This is a genomic window from Escherichia sp. B1147 (assembly GCF_001660175.1).
GTDB lineage: Bacteria > Pseudomonadota > Gammaproteobacteria > Enterobacterales > Enterobacteriaceae > Escherichia > Escherichia whittamii.
The window spans coordinates 217772-239785 of record NZ_LFHY01000012.1 but is presented as its reverse complement, the minus strand read 5'-3'; the positions used below and the strand labels follow the sequence as shown (position 1 = coordinate 239785).

The window sequence follows — 22014 nt, the reverse complement described above, 5'->3', positions numbered from 1 at the left end:
TTCTTTGACATGGGGGCTTAAGCGCGCGCTTCAACTCACCCCTGCAATATTTTGTCCATCACGCGCCCCGGCAGCAGGCGCTTGAGCACCATTACCGCCCAGGTCACCAGCGTCACCGGATAGCGCATTTTCGGTTTCTCGCTGATAAAAGCATGGCGCACTTTGGCTACTACCGCTTCCGGCCCCAGAGTAAAACGGGCGGCAATACCGGGGTTTTCGACCGGTTGATCGCTTTGCGTCTGGTTGACGTTGTCAGTAAAGCGGGTACGAATGGGGCCGGGTTCAATCAGACTGACTTTGATTCCACTGTGGCGCAGCTCCATGCGCAGCGCGTCTGACCAGGCTTCCAGCGCATATTTACTGGCCGCGTAAGCGCCACGACCTGGCGTGGAGATTAATCCCATCACCGATGAAGTCATCACAATACGCCCTTCACCGTGTGGCAACATTGCCGGTAACAGGCGCATAGTGAGCTGATGCGCGCCAAAAAAGTTGGCGGAAAACTGCTGTTCCATCTGCGCGCGGCTGATGGTGGAAAGGGGGCCATACATGCCGAATCCGGCATTGTTAAAGATCCCATACAGACAATTATCGGTCAGGGCGATCACTTCATCGGCTGCGCGATCAACACTTTCTGGCGAATCCAGATCGATCAACACACCGGTGAATCCCATGCTGTTCATGCGCACCACATCATCTGGTTTTCGGCAACCTGCCAGTACATGAAAACCCTGGCGTTTTAATTCGAGCGCGCTTTCCAGACCAATTCCACTGGAACATCCGGTAATTAAGACCGATTTTTGCATAACTTTACCTGTCAGGATCTCCGTTGCTTTATGAGTCATGATTTACTAAAGGCTTCAACTGCTTCGCCATCCAGTCGGCAATGAACGGCTGGGCGTCGCGGTTGGGATGAATTCCGTCATCCTGCATCCATTGTGGCTTGAGATAGATCTCTTCCATAAAAAAGGGCAGCAGCGGAACATCAAACTCTTTGGCGAGTTTGGGGTAAATGGCGCTAAAGGCTTCATTATAACGGCGACCATAGTTTGCAGGCAGACGTATTTGCATTAACAATGGTTCAGCGTTGGCGGCTCTGACATCCTGCAAAATCTGGCGCAGCGTCTGCTCCGTTTGCTGCGGCTGAAAGCCCCGCAAACCGTCATTGCCGCCCAGTTCAACCAGCACCCAGCGCGGCTGATGCTGTTTCAGCAAAGCCGGAAGGCGCGCCAGCCCTTGTTGCGAGGTGTCGCCGCTGATGCTGGCATTGACTACCGACGTTTTACTCTGCCACTTATCATTCAACAAGGCAGGCCAGGCCGCGCTGGCAGACATTCGATACCCGGCGCTCAGGCTATCACCCAAAATTAATAACGTGTCCGCTGCGGCGGCACGGAAGGTTAACAGGACCAGGAACAGGAAGGGCAAATGCCAGCGGAAAACATTGTTGAAGTTCATCATCTTAAGAAGTCCGTCGGTCAGGGGGAGCATGAACTCTCCATCCTTACCGGAGTTGAGCTGGTTGTCAAACGCGGCGAAACCATTGCGCTGGTGGGCGAGTCGGGATCGGGTAAGTCTACCTTGCTGGCGATCCTCGCCGGGCTGGATGACGGCACCAGTGGCGAAGTGAATCTGGTGGGGCAACCGCTACATGACATGGATGAAGAGGCGCGGGCAAAGCTACGTGCGAAGCATATCGGCTTTGTTTTTCAGTCATTTATGTTAATTCCGACCCTTAACGCCCTGGAAAACGTCGAGCTTCCGGCACTGTTGCGCGGCGAAAGTAGCGCAGAAAGTCGCAGCGGTGCGAAAGCATTGCTCGAACAGTTAGGGCTGGGCAAACGTCTTGATCATCTTCCGGCACAGCTTTCTGGCGGCGAACAGCAACGTGTGGCGCTGGCGCGAGCCTTTAACGGTCGGCCTGATGTGCTGTTTGCCGACGAACCTACCGGCAACCTTGACCGCCAGACGGGCGATAAAATTGCCGATCTGTTGTTTTCCCTCAACCGTGAACATGGCACCACCCTGATTATGGTGACCCATGACCTGCAACTGGCGGCACGCTGCGACCGCTGCTTACGGCTGGTGAACGGGCAGTTGCAGGAGGAAGCATGATTGCACGTTGGTTCTGGCGCGAATGGCGCTCGCCGTCGCTATTAATTGTCTGGCTGGCGCTAAGTCTGGCTGTAGCCTGCGTGCTGGCGCTGGGCAATATCAGCGATCGGATGGAGAAAGGTTTAAGCCAGCAAAGCCGTGAGTTTATGGCGGGCGATCGGGCGCTGCGCAGTTCGCGCGAAGTGCCGCAAGCGTGGCTGGAGGAAGCGCAAAAGCGCGGTCTGAAAGTCGGCAAGCAGCTTACTTTCGCCACGATGACCTTTGCGGGCGACACACCGCAGTTGGCGAACGTCAAAGCGGTGGATGATATCTATCCGATGTATGGTGAGCTGCAAACCAATCCTCCAGGCCTGAAACCGCAGGCGGGCAGCGTATTGCTGGCCCCACGTCTTATGGCACTCCTTAACCTGAAAACGGGCGACACCATCGACGTGGGCGATGCCACGCTGCGGATTGCCGGAGAAGTGATTCAGGAACCGGATTCCGGTTTTAACCCCTTCCAGATAGCCCCACGCCTGATGATGAATCTGGCGGATGTCGATAAAACCGGAGCCGTGCAGCCGGGGAGTCGGGTCACCTGGCGCTATAAATTCGGTGGCAGCGAGAATCAGCTCGACGGCTATGAGAAATGGCTGTTACCACAGCTTAAACCCGAACAACGCTGGTACGGTCTGGAACAGGACGAAGGCGCGCTGGGGCGCTCGATGGAACGTTCGCAGCAGTTCCTGCTGCTTTCGGCGCTGCTGACCTTGCTGCTGGCGGTGGCGGCGGTGGCGGTGGCGATGAATCATTACTGTCGCAGTCGCTACGACCTGGTGGCGATCCTCAAAACGCTGGGGGCAGGGCGAGCGCAGCTGCGTAAGTTGATTGTCGGTCAGTGGTTGATGGTGCTGATACTTTCAGCCGTTACCGGCGGGGCGATTGGCCTGTTGTTCGAAAACGTGTTGATGGTTTTGCTCAAGCCGGTTCTGCCAGCCGCGCTACCCCCTGCCAGTCTCTGGCCGTGGCTGTGGGCGCTCGGCACCATAACGGTCATCTCACTGCTGGTGGGGCTGCGACCGTACCGCCTGTTGCTGGCAACGCAGCCTTTACGCGTATTACGTAATGATGTGGTCGCGAACGTCTGGCCGCTGAAGTTTTATCTGCCGATTGTCACCGTGGTGGTAGTGCTGCTGCTTGCCGGACTGATGGGCGGCAGTATGCTGCTCTGGGCGGTGCTGGCAGGCGCGGTAGTGCTGGCTTTGCTGTGTGGTGTGCTGGGCTGGATGCTGCTTAATGTACTTCGCCGCATGACGCTGAAATCGCTACCTCTGCGCCTGGCGGTCAGCCGCCTGCTGCGCCAACCGTGGTCAACGTTGAGCCAGCTTTCAGCATTTTCGATCTCCTTTATGCTGCTGGCACTGCTGCTGGTGCTGCGTGGCGATCTGCTCGACCGCTGGCAACAGCAGCTACCGCCAGAAAGCCCGAACTACTTTTTAATCAACATCGCCACGGAACAGGTAACGCCACTAAAAGCGTTCCTCGCGGAACATCAGATAGTCCCGGAATCATTTTATCCGGTGGTGCGGGCGCGGCTGACGGCGATTAATGACAAGCCGACAGAAGGCAATGAAGATGAGGCGCTCAACCGCGAACTTAATCTCACCTGGCAAAATACGCGGCCCGATCATAATCCGATTGTCGCCGGTAACTGGCCGCCAAAAGCTGATGAAGTGTCGATGGAAGAGGGGCTGGCGAAACGCTTAAACGTTGCTCTGGGTGATACCGTCACCTTTATGGGCGATACCCAGGAGTTTCGCGCCAAAGTGACCAGCCTGCGCAAAGTGGACTGGGAAAGTCTGCGGCCTAATTTCTATTTTATTTTCCCGGAAGGGGCGCTGGACGGGCAGCCGCAAAGCTGGCTCACCAGTTTCCGCTGGGAGAACGGCAACGGCATGTTGACGCAACTCAACCGCCAGTTCCCGACCATTAGCCTGTTAGACATTGGCGCGATTTTAAAACAGGTTGGTCAGGTGCTGGAACAGGTAAGTCGGGCGCTGGAAGTGATGGTGGTGCTGGTCACCGCCTGCGGTATGTTGCTGTTGCTGGCACAGGTGCAGGTGGGAATGCGTCAGCGTCATCAGGAGCTGGTGGTGTGGCGCACACTCGGCGCGGGCAAAAAGCTGCTGCGCACGACATTATGGTGTGAGTTCGCCATGCTTGGGTTTGTTTCTGGCCTGGTGGCTGCGATCGGTGCGGAAACGGCGCTGGCGGTACTGCAATCGAAAGTGTTTGATTTCCCGTGGGAGCCGGACTGGCGATTGTGGATTGTGCTGCCGTGCAGCGGTGCGCTGCTTCTTTCCCTGTGCGGCGGCTGGCTGGGCGCGCGGCTGGTTAAGGGGAAGGCGCTGTTCAGACAGTTTGCGGGGTGATGTGATAAAGCCGTCTATCTGGTAGATAGACGGCTTTTTTATTAGTGCATCACGTAATTAAAAATTTATATTGGTAATTTATAAAAAATTGTTATGCCCAAGCATTAATTAATATACATTGCCAAATGAGATGTTTATTAAGTTTATGTTATATAATTAAAATCTATGGAATGGGTATGATAATATGAGTGACATTATATATTTACGCATTACAGGGGAGCAACAAGGGAATATTTCTGCAGGATGCGGGACGCAAGCCTCTGTCGGGAATCGGTATCAACAGGGGCATGAGGATGAAATATTTGTTTTTAGTTTTCAGGGAGGAGTAAGTAACACAGGATTTGGCATTAATCATCAAACGATACAATTTTGTAAAATTCTAGATAAAAGCTCACCGTTGCTGATGAACTGCATTAATAATAACGAGCGATGCCGTTTTGAGTTCGATTTTTATCGCATTAATAAATATGGAAAATGGGAAAGGTATTATTATATTGAAGTCCGTGGTGCGACGTTAAGTCAAAATCAGATTGTAATAAAACAAAATGAACTTGACTATCAATATATAACGATACACTACGAATATATCTACTGTAAGCATCTTACAGCCAATACAGAATTTAGCTATTTACTCACACCTGAAAATTATAATCGCCTTTTCCCACCGACGCTCTTATCTGTCGAGGAAAAACCAGTAATACCGCCTAAACGAGAAATTATCCTCACCATTGGCGTATTCTTTGATGGCACAGGTAACAATTTAACCAATACGAATTTACGTATGAGTTTGTGCCAACCTGAAACCTATGGTCTGGATGTCCAGGATTTGGCTTTGTTTAATAAACAATGTATGAGCAAGCAGGGTAAAACGGGATCAGGTGTACAGAGCTATTTGAATTACTATACGAATATTCATTGGTTGAATGAATTGTATCATAAAGATATCTATATATATGAAGGGTTATCTAAAGTTCAGAAAAAAATATATATCGAAGGTATAGGCACTGAAAATAATAAAGCAGACTCTCTGGTAGGAATGGGGCTTGGAAATAATGATACTGGGGTAATTGCTAAAACTGACCGTGCAATATCACTGCTTCGTGAGGCACTAGCAGAGGTTATTGTCGATTTAAAAGAGAATAAATTAGTAATTAAGCGCCTACAGTTTGACGTATTTGGCTTTAGTCGTGGGGCTGCTGCCGCGCGGCATTTTGCTAATCGCGTATTTGAGCGTGATCCGGTACTGATTAAAACCATTGCAACGGCATTTCAGTCAGTTGAATATTTGGGTAAACCTTCCGGGGAAGTGCAATTTTTAGGTATTTTTGACACAGTTGCAGCCATCGGAGGGCTGATGGATGGTTTTGACCCTCATGATGGTAATAACTTTCCGGTAAAAGTGAAGTTACCGCCAGGTGTGGCCAAACATGTATTCCAGCTTACAGCAATGCACGAATGCCGCTATAACTTTTGTCTCAATAGCATAAAGGAAAGCTGGCCAGAATTAAGTTTCCCTGGATCACATGCTGATATTGGTGGCGGTTATGACCCACTGGAAGATGAGTACCTGTTTTTAAGTCGCCCGGCGATTGAAACGGTACTGGAAAATGTGCCGGTGGAAGCGACAAGCACTTACCAAAAAGCAGCACAGCAGGCAGAGTTATTGTGGCGCTATTCAACGCTGGCTCCGATTCTGCCTTCTGGTGTCCTGAAAATTGAATCCAATATTGATGAAATAGCGTCACCTGACCACTTAGGTAATGTGAGAAAACGGGTCGCTGCAGCGGTGACATTTCGCAGAACTATCACCAATGACTGGTCAAAGATTGCGTTAAGAGTAATGTATGAAGTCGCTAAAGAGGCAGGGGTATTATTTGATGAAATACCAGATAATGATTATTATAAATATCCAGAGGAGTTAAGTAAAATATGTGATAAATCAATATCACAAGCTAAAGATGCATTGAAAAAATCTACGCCACAACCTTTTTCTTCAGAAGAACTACTCGTTGTCGGAAAATATTTACACTGTTCTTCCAACTGGAATGCCGTCGATTATCGATTAAAAAATAAGGTGTCTGCTGAAGTATCAGCGTTTAAAACATTTAGTTTTGTTAATCGGCCGGATGAAAATTGGAGCAGAACTATATACGATATGCAAGGGAGTAAACAAAATGGAATTTAATATAAAGTTAACGTTTGTTTTTATTATGTGTATGATTCTTAATTTTAACGTAGCAGCGAAAGAAAAAATATCGTTGCTTGCACCCTATGATGAGTGGTATTTCCTTTTTTTCTACCCTAATGCGCTACCAGCACAAGTTACCTATGTAGAACTATTGGACACTGATGGTATCTATTATCAGTTCAGAACGCTGGATGCTACCGCTCCGAGTTCCACAACTATTGGTCCATGGAAAGATAATCTTCGGGTTGGGGTGTTATCATTCAATAAAGCCAAAAATCCCCCTATATCTATCCATTTCTGCTGGGATTCAGTGATTGATAAAAGAGTGTATGAAACCTGGATAACGCTGGCGGGAGACGTCTGGAAATTGATGCTCACACCTTATTCAGTACCTGGCGATGGCAGTGAAAAGTATTATCTGCGGCATCTGTTAATCGGGCTGGCTCCGGAAGGGAAAATAGGAGTATGGCTGGAGAAACCTGATAAACCCAATATTCGCCTGACAGATAAGCAGATTCTGATAGAAACGGTTTCAGGTGAAAAAATGGAAATGTGTAAAGGCCGAAGTGCCTATAAACATGGGTATTCCTACCCGGAAAGTACAAAAAACTTTATCAAAGATAAAAAATATCCCTACGGTAACTGGTAAGCAACAGTGAAAATAATAGCTAAAATAATTTATAGATTAACCATTGCGTTAATGATATCCGGAGCCGTCCAGACAGCAGCGAAAGAAAAAATATCGCTGCTTGCACCCTATGAAAAGTGGTATTTCAATTTTTTTTACCCTAATGCACTACCTGCACAAGTTACCTATGTGGAATTATTGGATACTGATGGCATCTATTATCAGTTCAGAACGCTGGATGGCACTATCCCTGTCTCAACAACAATAGGACAATGGCAGGAAAATCTTAGTGGTGGAATGACGGCATTCAATCATGCCAAAAATCCCCCAATGTCTATCCATTTCTGCTGGGACTCAGTGATTGATAAAAAAGTGTATGAAACCTGGATAACGCTGGCGGGAGAAGTCTGGAAATTGATGCTCACACCTTATTCACCACCAGGTGATAGCAGTGAAAAGTATTATCTGCGGTATCTGTTAATTGGTCTGGCTCCGGAAGGAAAAGTACGGGTATGGCTGGAGAAGCCTGACAAACCCAATATTCACCTGACAGATAAGCAGATTCTGATAGAAACAGTTTCAGGTGAAAAAATGGAAATGTGTAACGGCCGAAGTGCCTATAAACATGGGTATTCTTATCCGGAAAGTACAAAAAACTTTATCAAAGATAAAAAATATCCATACGGCAACTGGTAGTTAACCAGTTGCACAATTTCTTAAAGAGGAAAGGAAAAGCACTTTTGTGGGTTAATAACCACAGGCATACGCCTTAACCCACTCCGCCACTTCCGCCCACTCACCGCGAAAGACAATTTTTTCCGCTTTTTTCTCAAGCTGATAGCGATACATCGGGTCGTAATACTCTTCAAGCAGCGGCACCAGCCAGGCCATATGACCGTCGGTGCTGCCGGTTGCGAGTTGTGTTGTCAGCGCCGCATCCAGCCGGACAGCCAGTTCGTTATAACGCTGTAACCCCAGCCGACGCTTAATTGCCGAAAGCCCATGATGCAGGTATTCGCAATACTCTTGCCAGCCCTGTTCGTCGCCATAGGCGTGGGTAAAATCATGATGCATCCGCAAGAAATACTCTTCGTTCAGGCGTTCAAGACGGATCTCAAACGGGTCTTCCACCACCGCAATCGCCGCCTGGGTCATGCGTTCGCGCAGACATTCCGGCAGGTGATTCGAACCGATCATCCGGCTTTCATCTTCCAGTACCCACAAGCGTAGATCCTGACGGGCGTCGGTTTTTAGCATTTCGGTAGTCAGCAGGTTTTCAAAACTCGCCTGGCTAAGTTGCGGCTGTAATGTGCGACCAAAAGCAGAGCCGCGATGGCGCGCCAGCCCTTCCAGATCAACACCGTTCGGCTGCTGTTGCACTAACAGCGTTTTACCGCTGCCGGTACAACCGCCAATCAGCACTATCGGTTTTTGTGACAGTTCAATGGTCGCCTGAATCGCGGTCTGGCGCAGTGCCTTATAACCGCCTTCCACCAGCGGATAATCAATTCCCGCTTCATGTAGCCAGCGTTGCACAATATGCGAACGTTGACCGCCACGGGCGCAGCAGAGAATACCTTGCGGATTTTGCAGACAAGCAGAGCGCCAGGCGTCCATGCGCTGCTGACGAATTTCACCCGCCACCAGTTTATGCCCCAGCGCCAGCGCCGCGTCTGACCCTTGCTGTTTATAGCAGGTGCCAACGGCGGCGCGTTCATCGTTATTCATTAACGGCAGGTTGATAGCGGCGGGCATTGCGCCTTGCTCAAACTCAATGGGGGCGCGAACATCAATTATGGGCGTATCAGCAATCAGCAGGGCGCGATAGTCCTGTTCCGTGTATCTCTCTTGCATAGTTAAAAGTGAACCTCAAATCAGCTTGCGCGCTATTTTACGCGCCAACGCGCAAGGAAACTTGATTTTTAACTGCGTGAGTTGCCGAAAATTTCTAAAAATCCACTAATTTCCGGTCTGCGCTGGGTAAACAAGGCCACAATATCTTCCACCGCTTTGCCGCTGCCAAATTTACGCCATGCCAGACTCAATGGCGAAGGAGGGCGCATCGTTGGAATGACCCGGCTGACCAGTTGTTGATTATCAATCATTGACTGGCAAAGTGATTTTGGCAAAAAACCAATACCAACGCCTGCCAGATGGGCGGCGATTTTCGTTTCCATATCAGGAACAATAATCTCTTTTTGCCCCGGCAATCGCCAGGCGACGCGTTTGGTTAAGGTGCGGGCGCTGTCTTCAATATTGACCGCCGGAAAGCGCCGCAACTGTGCTTCTGTTAGTGGCTCTTCAACGTTCGCCAGCGGATGATCTGCCGCCATGACAAAGCGCCATTGCACCGATCCTAAGGGATCAAGACTAAACGTATTTGCCAGCGCCTCGGTTCCCGTGACGCCAATAGCCAGTGAAAAACCTTCGTACAATAGCGAGTCCCAGACGCCCATATAGATTTGCCTGGAGATGTGAAACTGGGTAAACGGGTAACGTTCATTCAGCCACGCCAGCAGCCTGGCAACGGCCTGGGGGTTATAGAGCAGGTTGTTGATGACGATATTTACCTGGCGTTCCACGCCATCGTTCACCTGTTGCAGCTCGCCGGGCATACTTTCGAGCCAACTTAGCCAGTCTCTGGCCTGACAAAGCAGATGTTCGCCTGCCGCTGTCAACGTCACGCTGCGAGTGGTGCGAAAAAACAGTACCACCCCGGTATTCTCTTCCAGAAGTTTAATGCGATAACTGATGGTCGCCGTGGTTTTACATAATCGTTCTGCCGCTTTTGAAAAATTTCCTGTTTCTGCAACCGCAATGAAAGTCCGCAAGGTTTCTGGATCGAACATCTTCAGGTATCCCCTTTTTAAATCAGCAAGTTGCGTGATTTCCTGTCCTTTGATTTACCTGTATTTTTACATGATAACCCTGCGTGAATTGTGGGCTAAATCTAGTTTTGGAAAAATATTCCAACTTTTGTGTTGATGTTGTTCTCTTAAGGTTTTAGATTGCCTGTTATTGAAACCAAGCTGACCGGTCGGCGCTGGTTGAACGGAATTATGTTACAAGGACAAAAAGATGAAACTTCAGGTATTACCGTTAAGTCAGGAAGCTTTCAGTGCTTATGGCGACGTAATCGAGACGCAGAAACGGGATTTTTTCCATATTAACAATGGCCTGGTGGAGCGTTATCACGATTTGGCGCTGGTTGAGATTCTTGAGCAAGACCGTACGCTTATCAGCATTAACCGCGCACAACCGGCCAGGCTGCCGCTGACCATCCACGAACTTGAGCGTCATCCGCTCGGTACCCAGGCGTTTATCCCGATGAAAGGCGAAGTGTTTGTGGTGGTTGTGGCGTCAGGTGACGATAAACCAGACCTGTCAACGCTGCGGGCGTTTATCACCAACGGTGAGCAGGGAGTGAATTATCATCGTAACGTCTGGCATCATCCGCTTTTCGCCTGGCAGCGCGTCACCGATTTTCTGACCATCGATCGCGGCGGCAGTGACAACTGTGATGTTGAAAGTATTCCTGAACAGGAACTCTGTTTTGCGTGACGCCTGTAACCGACTTGCATAAGATAAACTAATTGTTCATTGTTTATGCTCACTTGTAGGTCGGAGTTAACGTAGGTATGACTGAAGTTAGACGGCGCGGCAGGCCCGGACAGGCGGAGCCTGTGGCACAGAAAGGCGCACAGGCATTAGAGCGGGGAATTGCGATTCTGCAATATCTGGAAAAAAGTGGGGGAAGTTCGTCGGTTAGCGATATTTCTCTCAATCTGGATTTGCCGCTTTCAACGACCTTTCGCCTGTTAAAGGTTTTACAGGCAGCGGATTTTGTCTATCAGGACAGTCAGTTAGGCTGGTGGCATATAGGATTAGGTGTCTTTAATGTCGGCGCGGCGTACATCCATAACCGTGATGTCCTCTCCGTCGCCGGGCCGTTTATGCGCCGCCTGATGCTGCTTTCCGGCGAGACAGTCAATGTCGCGATTCGTAACGGCAATGAAGCGGTATTAATTGGTCAGTTAGAGTGTAAATCGATGGTCAGGATGTGCGCGCCGCTGGGCAGTCGTCTGCCGCTGCATGCTTCCGGTGCGGGCAAGGCGCTGCTTTATCCGTTGGCGGAAGAGGAGCTGATGAGCATCATCCTGCAAACCGGTTTACAGCAGTTTACGCCAACCACACTAGTGGATATGCCCACTTTGCTGAAGGACCTGGAACAAGCGCGTGAACTGGGCTATACCGTAGATAAAGAAGAGCATGTTGTAGGCCTGAATTGCATAGCTTCAGCAATTTACGATGATGTGGGTAGTGTTGTTGCCGCTATCTCCATCTCCGGGCCTTCATCAAGACTGACAGAAGATCGTTTTGTCAGTCAGGGTGAGCTGGTCAGAGACACCGCCCGCGATATCAGCACGGCGTTGGGGCTGAAAGCACATCCATAGTGTCTGTCGCATCCCGCTCTGAGGAGCGGGTTTTTTTGACAAAATTTGAAAGTTGGAAAATTTTTCCAATTAATAGAGGTAGGAATAAAATGGCAAAAATGAGAGCCGTTGACGCGGCAATGTATGTGCTGGAGAAAGAAGGTATCACCACCGCCTTCGGCGTTCCGGGAGCAGCAATCAATCCTTTCTATTCAGCGATGCGTAAGCACGGCGGTATTCGTCACATTCTGGCGCGTCACGTAGAAGGCGCTTCGCACATGGCGGAAGGCTATACCCGCGCAACGGCAGGGAATATCGGCGTTTGTCTGGGGACTTCTGGTCCGGCGGGTACTGATATGATCACCGCGCTCTATTCTGCTTCTGCTGATTCCATTCCTATTCTGTGCATTACCGGCCAGGCACCGCGTGCTCGTTTGCATAAAGAAGATTTCCAGGCTGTTGATATCGAAGCAATTGCTAAACCGGTCAGCAAAATGGCGGTTACAGTACGTGAAGCGGCGCTGGTGCCTCGTGTGCTGCAACAGGCATTTCACCTGATGCGTTCTGGTCGTCCGGGGCCGGTACTGGTGGATTTACCGTTCGACGTTCAGGTTGCGGAAATCGAGTTTGATCCTGACATGTACGAGCCGCTGCCAGTCTACAAACCTGCTGCCAGCCGTATGCAGATCGAAAAAGCCGTAGAAATGTTAATCCAGGCCGAGCGTCCGGTGATTGTTGCCGGGGGCGGGGTGATCAACGCCGATGCTGCCGCACTGTTACAACAGTTTGCTGAACTGACCTGCGTTCCGGTGATCCCAACGCTGATGGGCTGGGGATGTATCCCGGATGACCACGAACTGATGGCCGGGATGGTGGGGCTGCAAACCGCGCATCGCTACGGTAACGCAACGCTGCTGGCTTCCGACATGGTGTTTGGCATCGGTAACCGTTTTGCCAACCGTCATACCGGGTCAGTAGAGAAATACACCGAAGGGCGCAAAATCATCCACATCGATATTGAGCCGACGCAAATTGGCCGCGTACTGTGTCCGGATCTCGGCATTGTCTCCGACGCCAAAGCGGCGCTGATGCTGCTGGTTGAAGTGGCCCAGGAGATGCAAAAAGCGGGTCGTCTGCCATGCCGTAAAGAGTGGGTCGCCGACTGCCAGCAGCGCAAACGCACGCTGCTGCGCAAAACTCACTTCGACAATGTGCCGGTGAAACCGCAGCGCGTGTATGAAGAGATGAATAAAGCCTTTGGTCGCGATGTTTGCTATGTCACCACCATCGGTCTGTCGCAAATTGCTGCGGCACAAATGCTGCACGTCTTTAAAGACCGTCACTGGATCAACTGTGGTCAGGCAGGCCCGCTGGGCTGGACCATTCCGGCGGCGCTGGGAGTGTGTGCCGCTGATCCAGAGCGTAATGTGGTGGCGATTTCCGGCGACTTCGACTTCCAGTTCCTGATTGAAGAATTAGCCGTTGGCGCACAGTTCAATATTCCTTACATCCATGTGCTGGTTAACAACGCCTATCTGGGTCTGATTCGCCAGTCGCAGCGCGCGTTTGATATGGATTACTGCGTACAGCTCGCGTTTGAAAATATTAACTCCAGTGATGTGAATGGTTATGGCGTTGACCACGTGAAAGTGGTGGAAGGTTTAGGCTGTAAAGCGATTCGCGTTTTCAAACCGGAAGATATTGCTCCGGCCTTTGAACAGGCGAAAGCGTTAATGGCGCAATACCGTGTTCCGGTGGTGGTGGAAATTATGCTGGAGCGTGTGACGAATATTTCGATGGGCAGCGAACTGGATAACGTCATGGAATTTGAAGATATCGCTGATAACGCTACGGACGCGCCGACTGAAACCTGCTTCATGCACTATGAATAAGGGAGGTAAATAATGTTACGTTTCTCTGCTAATTTATCGATGTTATTTGGCGAATATGATTTTCTCGCCCGTTTTGAGAAAGCCGCGCAGTGTGGTTTTCGCGGCGTTGAATTTATGTTCCCTTATGATTACGACATTGAAGAATTAAAACAGGTGCTGGCGAGTAATAAACTCGAACATACGCTGCATAATTTACCTGCGGGTGACTGGGCGGCGGGCGAGCGCGGTATTGCCTGTATTCCGGGTCGTGAAGAAGAGTTTCGTGATGGCGTAGCAGCGGCGATTCGTTATGCCCGTGCGCTGGGTAATAAAAAAATTAACTGTCTGGTTGGTAAAACGCCAGCAGGTTTCAGTAGTGAACAGATTCACTCGACGCTTGTGGAAAACCTACGTTATGCCGCGAATATGTTGATGAAAGAAGATATTTTATTACTGATTGAACCTATCAACCATTTCGATATTCCTGGTTTCCATCTCACCGGAACTCAGCAGGCGCTGAAACTGATTGACGATGTTGGTTGCTGCAATTTGAAAATTCAGTATGACATTTATCACATGCAGCGGATGGAAGGTGAATTAACCAACACCATGATCCAATGGGCCGATAAAATTGGGCACCTGCAAATCGCCGATAATCCGCATCGCGGCGAACCGGGGACCGGAGAAATTAATTACGATTATCTCTTTAAGGTAATTGAAAATTCTGACTACAACGGTTGGGTTGGCTGTGAATATAAACCTAAAACCACCACGGAAGCCGGTTTAGGCTGGATGGCACCGTACCGTTAAAACGTAACGCTGTTCAGACAATGCTTTTTTAGGCCGCAACGTCGGCAGGGGATCGTGTTGTCTGAATTCAGGAATAGCGATATTTAAAAAGAGGTTAATTATGAAACTGGGATTTATTGGCTTAGGCATTATGGGTACTCCGATGGCCATTAATCTGGCCCGTGCCGGTCATCAATTGCATGTCACAACCATTGGTCCGGTTGCTGATGAATTACTGTCACTCGGCGCCGTTAATGTCGACACCGCGCGTCAGGTAACGGAAGCATCAGACATCATTTTTATTATGGTGCCGGATACGCCGCACGTTGAAGAAGTTCTGTTTGCTGAAAATGGTTGTACCAAAGCCTCGCTGAAGGGCAAAACCATTGTAGATATGAGCTCCATTTCACCGATTGAAACTAAACGTTTTGCCCGTCAGGTAAATGAACTGGGCGGCGATTATCTCGACGCGCCAGTCTCCGGCGGCGAAATTGGCGCCCGGGAAGGGACGTTATCAATTATGGTTGGCGGCGACGAAGCGGTATTTGAAAGTGTGAAACCGCTGTTTGAACTGCTCGGTAAAAATATCACTCTTGTGGGCGGTAATGGCGACGGTCAAACCTGCAAAGTGGCAAACCAGATTATCGTGGCGCTCAATATTGAAGCGGTTTCTGAAGCCCTGCTGTTTGCTTCAAAAGCCGGAGCGGACCCGGTACGTGTACGCCAGGCGCTGATGGGCGGCTTTGCTTCCTCGCGCATTCTGGAAGTTCATGGTGAGCGCATGATTAAACGCACCTTTAATCCTGGTTTTAAAATTGCGCTACACCAGAAAGATCTCAACCTGGCGCTACAAAGTGCGAAAGCACTGGCGCTGAATCTGCCAAACACTGCGACCTGTCAGGAATTATTTAATACCTGTGCGGCAAACGGCGGCAGTCAGTTGGATCACTCTGCGTTAGTGCAGGCGCTGGAATTAATGGCGAATCATAAACTGGCCTGATGCCCGTAATAAAAATGGCCGATATCAGCAAATGATTCGGCCCGCAGTATTAAACATAGAAAGCAGCCAAAGATGTTGCTTCAGCATTAAAAAATATTTTTTATTTTATTAGTTCCTCATAGCTAGATTAAAACAGCGTTATCCGATACGTGAAATTAAGAGGGATTTATGGAACATCAGAGAAAACTATTCCAGCAACGCGGCTATAGTGAAGATTTATTACCGAAAACGCAAAATCAGCGGACCTGGAAAACATTTAACTATTTTACCTTATGGATGGGTTCGGTTCACAACGTTCCCAATTATGTGATGGTTGGCGGCTTTTTTATTCTCGGCTTGTCTACCTTTAGTATAATGCTGGCAATTATCCTTAGCGCCTTTTTTATTGCTGCGGTAATGGTATTAAACGGTGCTGCGGGCAGTAAATACGGTGTGCCTTTTGCCATGATCCTGCGTGCTTCTTATGGCGTGCGTGGCGCTCTGTTTCCCGGATTATTAAGAGGCGGTATTGCTGCCATTATGTGGTTTGGCCTGCAATGTTACGCGGGGTCACTGGCCTGCTTAATTCTGATTGGCAAAATCTGGCCGGGATTTTTAACTCTTGGCGGCGATTTCACCCTGTTAGGGCTTTCACTGCCAGGCCTGATTACGTTCTTACTCTTCTGGCTGGTGAACGTCGGTATCGGCTTCGGCGGTGGCAAAGTATTAAATAAATTCACCGCTATCCTTAATCCGTGCATCTATATCGTTTTCGGCGGCATGGCGATTTGGGCGATTTCGCTGGTCGGAATCGGCCCAATCCTCGACTACATCCCGAGTGGTGTACAGAAAGCAGAAAACAGTGGTTTCCTGTTCCTGGTAGTGATTAACGCAGTGGTCGCGGTATGGGCTGCACCGGCGGTGAGCGCATCCGACTTTACGCAAAACGCGCACTCCTTCCGTGAACAGGCGCTTGGACAAACGCTGGGTTTAGTGGTCGCTTATATCCTGTTTGCCGTTGCCGGGGTGAGTATTATTGCCGGAGCCAGCATTCATTACGGCGCTGACACCTGGAACGTGCTGGATATTGTTCAGCGTTGGGATAGCTTGTTTGCCTCGTTCTTTGCGGTACTGGTTATTCTGATGACCACCATTTCCACGAACGCCACCGGTAATATTATTCCGGCCGGTTATCAGATTGCCGCTATCGCACCAACGAAACTGACCTATAAAAACGGCGTACTGATTGCCAGTATTATCAGCCTGCTGATCTGCCCGTGGAAATTAATGGAGAACCAGGACAGTATTTATCTGTTCCTCGATATTATCGGCGGAATGCTCGGTCCAGTAATTGGCGTGATGATGGCGCATTATTTTGTGGTCATGCGTGGGCAAATTAATCTCGACGAGCTGTACACCGCATCAGGTGATTTTAAATATTACGATAATGGTTTTAACCTCACTGCATTCTCAGTAACTCTGGTGGCGGTTATTTTATCCCTCGGCGGTAAATTTATTCCGGTCATGGAACCGTTATCGCGTGTTTCATGGTTTGTCGGCGTCATCGTCGCCTTTGCGGCCTACGCTTTATTAAAAAAACGCACAGCAGTCGAAAAAACAGGAGAGCAAAAAGTCACAGGTTAATTAATCCCGATATTCAAAATTGAGTTAGAAAAACCAATCTGTATTTTACAAGGAGTTTGTTATGTCTTTTGATTTAATTATTAAAAACGGCACCGTTATTTTAGAAAACGAAGCTCGCGTTGTCGATATCGCCGTTAAAGGCGGAAAAATTGCCGCTATCGGTCAGGATCTGGGCGATGCGAAAGAAGTCATGGATGCGTCTGGTCTGGTGGTTTCACCGGGTATGGTCGATGCGCACACCCATATTTCTGAACCGGGTCGTAGCCACTGGGAAGGTTATGAAACCGGTACTCGCGCAGCGGCAAAAGGCGGAATCACCACCATGATCGAAATGCCGCTCAACCAGCTGCCAGCAACGGTTGACCGTGCATCGATTGAACTGAAGTTCGATGCCGCTAAAGGCAAACTGACTATCGATGCGGCACAACTCGGTGGCCTGGTGTCTTACAACATCGACCGTCTGCATGAGCTGGATGAAGTGGGCGTAGTGGGCTTCAAATGCTTCGTTGCAACCTGTGGCGATCGCGGTATCGACAACGACTTCCGTGATGTAAACGACTGGCAGTTCTTCAAAGGTGCGCAGAAGTTGGGCGAACTGGGTCAGCCGGTGTTGGTGCACTGCGAGAACGCGCTGATCTGTGACGAACTGGGCGAAGAAGCGAAGCGTGAAGGCCGCGTAACCGCACATGACTATGTCGCTTCGCGTCCGGTATTTACCGAAGTGGAAGCGATTCGCCGCGTACTGTACCTGGCGAAAGTTGCTGGTTGCCGTCTGCACGTTTGCCACATCAGCAGCCCGGAAGGCGTTGAAGAAGTGACTCGTGCACGTCAGGAAGGTCAGGACGTTACCTGTGAATCCTGTCCGCATTACTTTGTGCTGGATACCGATCAGTTCGAAGAAATTGGCACCCTGGCGAAGTGTTCACCGCCGATCCGCGATCTGGAAAACCAGAAAGGCATGTGGGAAAAACTGTTTAACGGTGAAATCGACTGCCTGGTTTCCGACCACTCTCCATGCCCGCCGGAAATGAAAGCTGGCAACATCATGAAAGCATGGGGCGGTATCGCCGGTCTGCAAAGCTGCATGGACGTGATGTTCGATGAAGCAGTACAGAAACGCGGTATGTCTCTGGCAATGTTCGGCAAATTAATGGCGACTAACGCAGCAGATATTTTCGGTCTGCAGCAAAAAGGCCGTATCGCCCCAGGAAAAGATGCCGACTTCGTCTTCATTCAGCCGAATAGCAGCTATGTTCTTACCAATGACGATCTGGAATATCGCCACAAAGTCAGCCCGTATGTTGGCCGTACCATTGGCGCACGTATCACGAAAACCCTCTTACGTGGTGATGTGATTTACGACATCGAACAGGGCTTCCCTGTTGCGCCGAAAGGTCAATTTATCCTTAAACATCAGCAGTAATCTGGCCCCTGCAATGCCCGTCCTTGCGGCGGGCATTCTCCGGTTAAGGTGTGTTTATGTTCAATTTTGCAGTCAGCCGCGAAAGCCTGTTATCAGGATTTCAGTGGTTTTTCTTTATTTTTTGCAACACCGTTGTGGTTCCTCCTACGCTGCTTTCGGCTTTTCAGTTGCCGCAAAGTAGCCTGCTTACGCTCACACAATATGCATTTCTCTCTACCGCGCTGGCCTGTTTCGCTCAGGCGTTCTGCGGGCATCGGCGCGCAATTATGGAAGGGCCTGGCGGCCTGTGGTGGGGAACCATCCTCACGATTACTCTCGGCGAAGCGTCGCGCGGAACGCCTGTCAACGATATCGCTACCAGTCTGGCGGTGGGGATAGCACTCTCTGGAGTGTTGACGATATTGATTGGCCTTAGCGGATTAGGTCATCGCCTGGCGCGGCTATTCACCCCGACGGTGATGGTTCTGTTTATGCTGATGCTCGGCGCGCAGCTTACCAGTATCTTTTTTAAAGGTATGCTCGGGCTGCCATTTGGCATAGCTGATCCCAATTTTAAAATTCAGTTACCGCCGTTCGCGCTCGCGGTTGCGGTGATGAGCCTGGTGCTGGCGATGATTATTTTCCTGCCACAACGTTTTGCGCGTTACGGCTTGCTGGTCGGCACGATAACCGGCTGGTTGTTATGGCGCTTTTGCTTTCCTTCTTCGCACTTGCTTTCTGGTGAATTGCACTGGCAATGGTTTCCGCTCGGCAGTGGCGGTACGTTGTCGCCCGGAATTATTCTGACAGCGGTGATTACCGGCTTGGTAAATATCAGCAATACCTACGGCGCCATTCGCGGCACGGACGTTTTTTATCCGCAACAGGGTGCCGGGAATACGCGTTATCGCCGCAGTTTTGTAGCGACAGGATTTATGACGCTGATAACCGTACCGCTGGCGGTAATTCCATTCTCACCGTTTGTTTCATCTATCGGCTTATTGACTCAGACCGGCGATTACACGCGGCGCTCGTTTATTTATGGCAGCGTTATTTGCCTGTTGGTGGCGCTGGTTCCGGCGCTCACGCGACTGTTCTGTAGTATTCCCTTACCGGTGAGTAGCGCCGTCATGCTGGTGTCTTATCTGCCTTTGCTCTTTTCTGCACTGGTGTTTAGCCAGCAAATAACCTTTACCGCACGCAATATTTATCGCCTCGCATTGCCGTTATTTGTCGGCATATTTTTAATGGCATTACCGCCTGTGTATCTGCAAGACCTTCCATTAACGCTTCGTCCTCTGCTCAGTAACGGCTTACTGGTCGGAATTTTACTGGCTGTTCTTATGGATAATCTTATTCCGTGGGAACGCATTAAATAATGAATTGAAAAAGGATTGATAATGAAAATTGTCATTGCGCCAGACTCTTTTAAAGAGAGCTTAAGTGCAGAAAAATGTTGTCAGGCAATTAAAGCCGGATTTTCGACCCTCTTTCCCGATGCGCACTATATCTGTTTACCGATAGCGGATGGCGGCGAAGGGACGGTGGATGCGATGGTCGCCGCGACCGGCGGTAACATCGTGACGCTTGAAGTCTGTGGGCCGATGGGCGAAAAAGTGAATGCTTTTTATGGTCTTACCGGAGACGGGAAAACGGCGGTGATTGAGATGGCGGCGGCAAGTGGCCTGATGCTGGTCGCGCCTGAAAAGCGTAATCCGTTGCTGGCGTCAAGCTACGGCACGGGAGAGCTGATTCGTCATGCGCTGGATAACGGTATTCGCCATATTATTCTCGGCATTGGCGGTAGCGCGACGGTAGACGGAGGTATGGGCATGGCGCAGGCGCTCGGTGTGCGTTTTCTTGATGCTGAAGGTCAGGCGCTGGCAGCTAACGGCAGTAATTTAGCGCGTGTGGCAAGCATTGAGATGGATGAATGCGATCCGCGTCTGGCGAACTGTCATATCGAAGTAGCGTGCGATGTCGATAATCCGCTGGTGGGGCCACGCGGTGCGGCGGTGGTGTTTGGCCCACAAAAAGGGGCAACGCCGGAAATGGTCGAAGAGCTGGAGCATGGGCTGCAAAATTTTGCCCGTGTTTTACAACAGCAAACTGAAATCAACGTCTGTCAGATGGCGGGCGGCGGCGCGGCGGGTGGAATGGGCATTGCGGCGGCGGTGTTCCTCAATGCAGATATCAAACCGGGGATTGAGATTGTACTGCGGGCGGTTAACCTTGAGCAGGCAGTGCAGGGCGCGGCACTGGTGATCACCGGGGAAGGGCGCATCGACTCGCAGACGGCGGGCGGTAAAGCGCCGCTGGGCGTGGCGTCGGTGGCGAAGAAATTAAACGTCCCGGTGATTGGGATTGCTGGCGTATTAGGCGAAGGCGTAGACGTGGTGCACCAGTACGGTATCAATGCTGTTTTCAGTATTCTGCCGCGTCTGGCGCCTTTAGCCGAAGTGCTCGCCAGTGGTGAAGCCAATCTCTTCAACAGCGCGCGTAATATTGCCTGCGCCATTAAAATAGGTCAGGGAATTAAACTCTGACTCTTACCTTTAAAGCGGATGCGGTTCATATCGCATCCGCTTCAGATTGCTGACAACGTGCGGGTTGTTTATGCCTGAACCGTCCTGGAAATCGCGTAAATTATCATGCAGGCCTGATAAGCGAAGCGCATCAGGCAATGTTGCAAAAAAAGCCACGGTATAAACCGTGGCAAAATCCAACATAGCTAAAAATAATCAGGCGAGCGGTATGACTTAAATCTCAACGTCGCGGTTGCAATCTTTCGAGTAAATATAGCTAAACGCTTCACCACGCCCTACGCCATAACCGGCCTGCAAGGAATATGCGCCCATAAAGATGTAATCGCCTTTTTTCACCGGGAGCCAGTTATTGTCGAGGTTATAAACGCCCTGGCCGGAAAGAATATAGGCACCGTGTTCCTGAACGTGGGTTTCGATATAACCGTGGCTGGCACCTGGCGCAAAAGAGAGGATATGCATGTTCATATCAAAGCCTAACTCTTTGGGCAGAAAATCCAGCAGGATAACATCGTCCATGCCTTCATAATGAATGCGTTCCAGTTCGTTGGCGTTACCAGAAACCAGCCACGGCGCATGACCTTCTACTGGAACATAGCGACGCTTATACAAGAAGATTTGGCTGTCCTCGGCCTGCGCGTTAACGAATGTCATTAAGGAACCTGGCGGGCAATAAAGATAACCGCCTTCACTTAAGGCAAATGTTTTCCCTTCGGCTTTGGCAGTGATATTTCCAGAAATCACATACAGAAAAGTTTCAATTCCTTCTCCGCCGAATCCCTGCTGATTACCGCCATGTTGATGCAGCGTCACCAGATAATCGACAAAAGAGGCACCCAGCTTTGGCGTGGACAGGATTGTCGCGTCACAATTTTCAAAGCCCGGAATAATATTTTTTACCAGACCATCCGGGGTTAACAGTGCGAAATTACCGTGTTTCACAATCGCGCGGTTAGCCAGTAAATCATCGCGGTAACCCGTGACGTTATTTAAATATCCCATTTATGACTC

At 50.0% G+C, this 22014-nt stretch carries 19 protein-coding genes; 14 read left to right on the top strand and 5 right to left on the bottom strand.

From position 1 onward, the window contains the following. Positions 1 to 35: 35 nt before the first annotated feature. Together ybbO and tesA are read right to left on the bottom strand one after the other, a co-directional pair. Positions 36 to 845, bottom strand: coding sequence for an NADP(+)-dependent aldehyde reductase (gene ybbO, locus A9180_RS12380; protein ID WP_074399549.1), 810 nt, complete (start codon positions 843 to 845; stop codon positions 36 to 38). Then, the gene (gene tesA, locus A9180_RS12375) at positions 835 to 1458 is read right to left on the bottom strand and encodes a multifunctional acyl-CoA thioesterase I/protease I/lysophospholipase L1 (protein WP_064529097.1); all 624 of its coding nucleotides are present in this window, start codon (positions 1456 to 1458) and stop codon (positions 835 to 837) included. The genes ybbO and tesA overlap by 11 nt, the downstream gene beginning before the upstream one ends. On the opposite strand from tesA, the gene ybbA reads away from it, so the two are divergent. The 5 genes from ybbA (at position 1429) to A9180_RS12350 (ending at position 8038) form a co-directional block, all read left to right on the top strand. Next, positions 1429 to 2115, top strand: coding sequence for a putative ABC transporter ATP-binding protein YbbA (gene ybbA / locus A9180_RS12370; protein WP_064529050.1), 687 nt, complete (start codon positions 1429 to 1431; stop codon positions 2113 to 2115). The two genes, tesA and ybbA, sit on opposite strands and share 30 nt — an antisense overlap. Beyond that, positions 2112 to 4526: a putative ABC transporter permease subunit YbbP gene (gene ybbP, locus A9180_RS12365; protein WP_064529049.1), complete on the top strand. Its 2415-nt coding sequence runs from the start codon at positions 2112 to 2114 to the stop codon at positions 4524 to 4526. Before ybbA ends, ybbP begins: the two co-directional genes overlap by 4 nt. A gap of 184 nt (positions 4527 to 4710) precedes the next feature. Then, positions 4711 to 6711 (top strand): type VI secretion system tube protein TssD, encoded by a 2001-nt coding sequence (gene tssD, locus A9180_RS12360; protein ID WP_064529048.1) that lies wholly within the window; start codon positions 4711 to 4713, stop codon positions 6709 to 6711. Continuing rightward, on the top strand, positions 6701 to 7363 hold the full coding sequence (locus A9180_RS12355) for a DUF2931 family protein (RefSeq protein ID WP_064529047.1): 663 nt from the start codon (positions 6701 to 6703) through the stop codon (positions 7361 to 7363). The genes tssD and A9180_RS12355 overlap by 11 nt, the downstream gene beginning before the upstream one ends. 51 nt (positions 7364 to 7414) lie before the next feature. Next, positions 7415 to 8038: a DUF2931 family protein gene (locus tag A9180_RS12350; RefSeq protein WP_064529095.1), complete on the top strand. Its 624-nt coding sequence runs from the start codon at positions 7415 to 7417 to the stop codon at positions 8036 to 8038. 51 nt (positions 8039 to 8089) lie between these two features. Here A9180_RS12350 and mnmH read toward each other — a convergent pair whose 3' ends face one another. Then, a complete protein-coding gene (gene mnmH / locus A9180_RS12345; RefSeq protein WP_064529046.1) occupies positions 8090 to 9196 on the bottom strand; it encodes a tRNA 2-selenouridine(34) synthase MnmH in 1107 nt (368 codons plus the stop codon). A gap of 68 nt (positions 9197 to 9264) precedes the next feature. After that, on the bottom strand, positions 9265 to 10191 hold the full coding sequence (allS, locus tag A9180_RS12340) for an HTH-type transcriptional activator AllS (RefSeq protein ID WP_064529045.1): 927 nt from the start codon (positions 10189 to 10191) through the stop codon (positions 9265 to 9267). A gap of 229 nt (positions 10192 to 10420) precedes the next feature. On the opposite strand from allS, the gene allA reads away from it, so the two are divergent. The 9 genes from allA (at position 10421) to glxK (ending at position 21006) form a co-directional block, all read left to right on the top strand. After that, on the top strand, positions 10421 to 10903 hold the full coding sequence (allA, locus tag A9180_RS12335; RefSeq protein WP_064529044.1) for an ureidoglycolate lyase: 483 nt from the start codon (positions 10421 to 10423) through the stop codon (positions 10901 to 10903). A gap of 77 nt (positions 10904 to 10980) precedes the next feature. Beyond that, positions 10981 to 11796 carry an HTH-type transcriptional repressor AllR gene (allR, locus tag A9180_RS12330; protein WP_000141275.1) on the top strand — a complete coding sequence of 272 codons (816 nt, stop codon included), beginning with the start codon at positions 10981 to 10983 and terminating at the stop codon, positions 11794 to 11796. 89 nt (positions 11797 to 11885) lie between these two features. Next, the gene (gene gcl / locus A9180_RS12325) at positions 11886 to 13667 is read left to right on the top strand and encodes a glyoxylate carboligase (protein ID WP_064529043.1); all 1782 of its coding nucleotides are present in this window, start codon (positions 11886 to 11888) and stop codon (positions 13665 to 13667) included. Between the two features lie 12 nt (positions 13668 to 13679). Next, positions 13680 to 14456 carry a hydroxypyruvate isomerase gene (hyi, locus tag A9180_RS12320; RefSeq protein ID WP_064529042.1) on the top strand — a complete coding sequence of 259 codons (777 nt, stop codon included), beginning with the start codon at positions 13680 to 13682 and terminating at the stop codon, positions 14454 to 14456. A 100-nt stretch (positions 14457 to 14556) separates the two neighbouring features. Further along, entirely contained in the window at positions 14557 to 15435 is an 879-nt protein-coding gene (glxR, locus tag A9180_RS12315; RefSeq protein ID WP_064529041.1) for a 2-hydroxy-3-oxopropionate reductase, read from the top strand. A 168-nt stretch (positions 15436 to 15603) separates the two neighbouring features. Next, complete coding sequence (locus A9180_RS12310) at positions 15604 to 17058, top strand: allantoin transporter (protein ID WP_064529040.1); 1455 nt, start codon at positions 15604 to 15606, stop codon at positions 17056 to 17058. Between the two features lie 61 nt (positions 17059 to 17119). Further along, positions 17120 to 18481: an allantoinase AllB gene (gene allB, locus A9180_RS12305; RefSeq protein WP_064529039.1), complete on the top strand. Its 1362-nt coding sequence runs from the start codon at positions 17120 to 17122 to the stop codon at positions 18479 to 18481. Between the two features lie 56 nt (positions 18482 to 18537). After that, entirely contained in the window at positions 18538 to 19839 is a 1302-nt protein-coding gene (locus tag A9180_RS23940) for a uracil/xanthine transporter (protein ID WP_064529038.1), read from the top strand. A gap of 21 nt (positions 19840 to 19860) precedes the next feature. After that, positions 19861 to 21006: a glycerate 3-kinase gene (gene glxK / locus A9180_RS23935; RefSeq protein ID WP_064529037.1), complete on the top strand. Its 1146-nt coding sequence runs from the start codon at positions 19861 to 19863 to the stop codon at positions 21004 to 21006. 213 nt (positions 21007 to 21219) lie between these two features. Here the strand turns inward: glxK and allE are convergent, their stop codons facing one another. Beyond that, positions 21220 to 22005 (bottom strand): (S)-ureidoglycine aminohydrolase, encoded by a 786-nt coding sequence (allE, locus tag A9180_RS12290; protein WP_064529036.1) that lies wholly within the window; start codon positions 22003 to 22005, stop codon positions 21220 to 21222. Positions 22006 to 22014: the final 9 nt, after the last annotated feature.

Bases quoted from the DNA above. Each gene is read 5' to 3' on its own strand.
- ybbP (WP_064529049.1), top strand. From the start codon at position 2,112: ATGATTGCACGTTGGTTCTGGCGCGAATGGCGCTCGCCGTCGCTATTA.
- A9180_RS23940 (WP_064529038.1), top strand. From the start codon at position 18,538: ATGTTCAATTTTGCAGTCAGCCGCGAAAGCCTGTTATCAGGATTTCAG.
- A9180_RS12355 (WP_064529047.1), top strand. From the start codon at position 6,701: ATGGAATTTAATATAAAGTTAACGTTTGTTTTTATTATGTGTATGATT.
- allE (WP_064529036.1), bottom strand. From the start codon at position 22,005: ATGGGATATTTAAATAACGTCACGGGTTACCGCGATGATTTACTGGCT.
- ybbA (WP_064529050.1), top strand. From the start codon at position 1,429: ATGCCAGCGGAAAACATTGTTGAAGTTCATCATCTTAAGAAGTCCGTC.
- glxR (WP_064529041.1), top strand. From the start codon at position 14,557: ATGAAACTGGGATTTATTGGCTTAGGCATTATGGGTACTCCGATGGCC.
- allS (WP_064529045.1), bottom strand. From the start codon at position 10,191: ATGTTCGATCCAGAAACCTTGCGGACTTTCATTGCGGTTGCAGAAACA.
- mnmH (WP_064529046.1), bottom strand. From the start codon at position 9,196: ATGCAAGAGAGATACACGGAACAGGACTATCGCGCCCTGCTGATTGCT.
- gcl (WP_064529043.1), top strand. From the start codon at position 11,886: ATGGCAAAAATGAGAGCCGTTGACGCGGCAATGTATGTGCTGGAGAAA.
- tssD (WP_064529048.1), top strand. From the start codon at position 4,711: ATGAGTGACATTATATATTTACGCATTACAGGGGAGCAACAAGGGAAT.
- A9180_RS12310 (WP_064529040.1), top strand. From the start codon at position 15,604: ATGGAACATCAGAGAAAACTATTCCAGCAACGCGGCTATAGTGAAGAT.
- ybbO (WP_074399549.1), bottom strand. From the start codon at position 845: ATGACTCATAAAGCAACGGAGATCCTGACAGGTAAAGTTATGCAAAAA.
- allB (WP_064529039.1), top strand. From the start codon at position 17,120: ATGTCTTTTGATTTAATTATTAAAAACGGCACCGTTATTTTAGAAAAC.
- hyi (WP_064529042.1), top strand. From the start codon at position 13,680: ATGTTACGTTTCTCTGCTAATTTATCGATGTTATTTGGCGAATATGAT.
- tesA (WP_064529097.1), bottom strand. From the start codon at position 1,458: ATGAACTTCAACAATGTTTTCCGCTGGCATTTGCCCTTCCTGTTCCTG.
- glxK (WP_064529037.1), top strand. From the start codon at position 19,861: ATGAAAATTGTCATTGCGCCAGACTCTTTTAAAGAGAGCTTAAGTGCA.
- A9180_RS12350 (WP_064529095.1), top strand. From the start codon at position 7,415: ATGATATCCGGAGCCGTCCAGACAGCAGCGAAAGAAAAAATATCGCTG.
- allR (WP_000141275.1), top strand. From the start codon at position 10,981: ATGACTGAAGTTAGACGGCGCGGCAGGCCCGGACAGGCGGAGCCTGTG.
- allA (WP_064529044.1), top strand. From the start codon at position 10,421: ATGAAACTTCAGGTATTACCGTTAAGTCAGGAAGCTTTCAGTGCTTAT.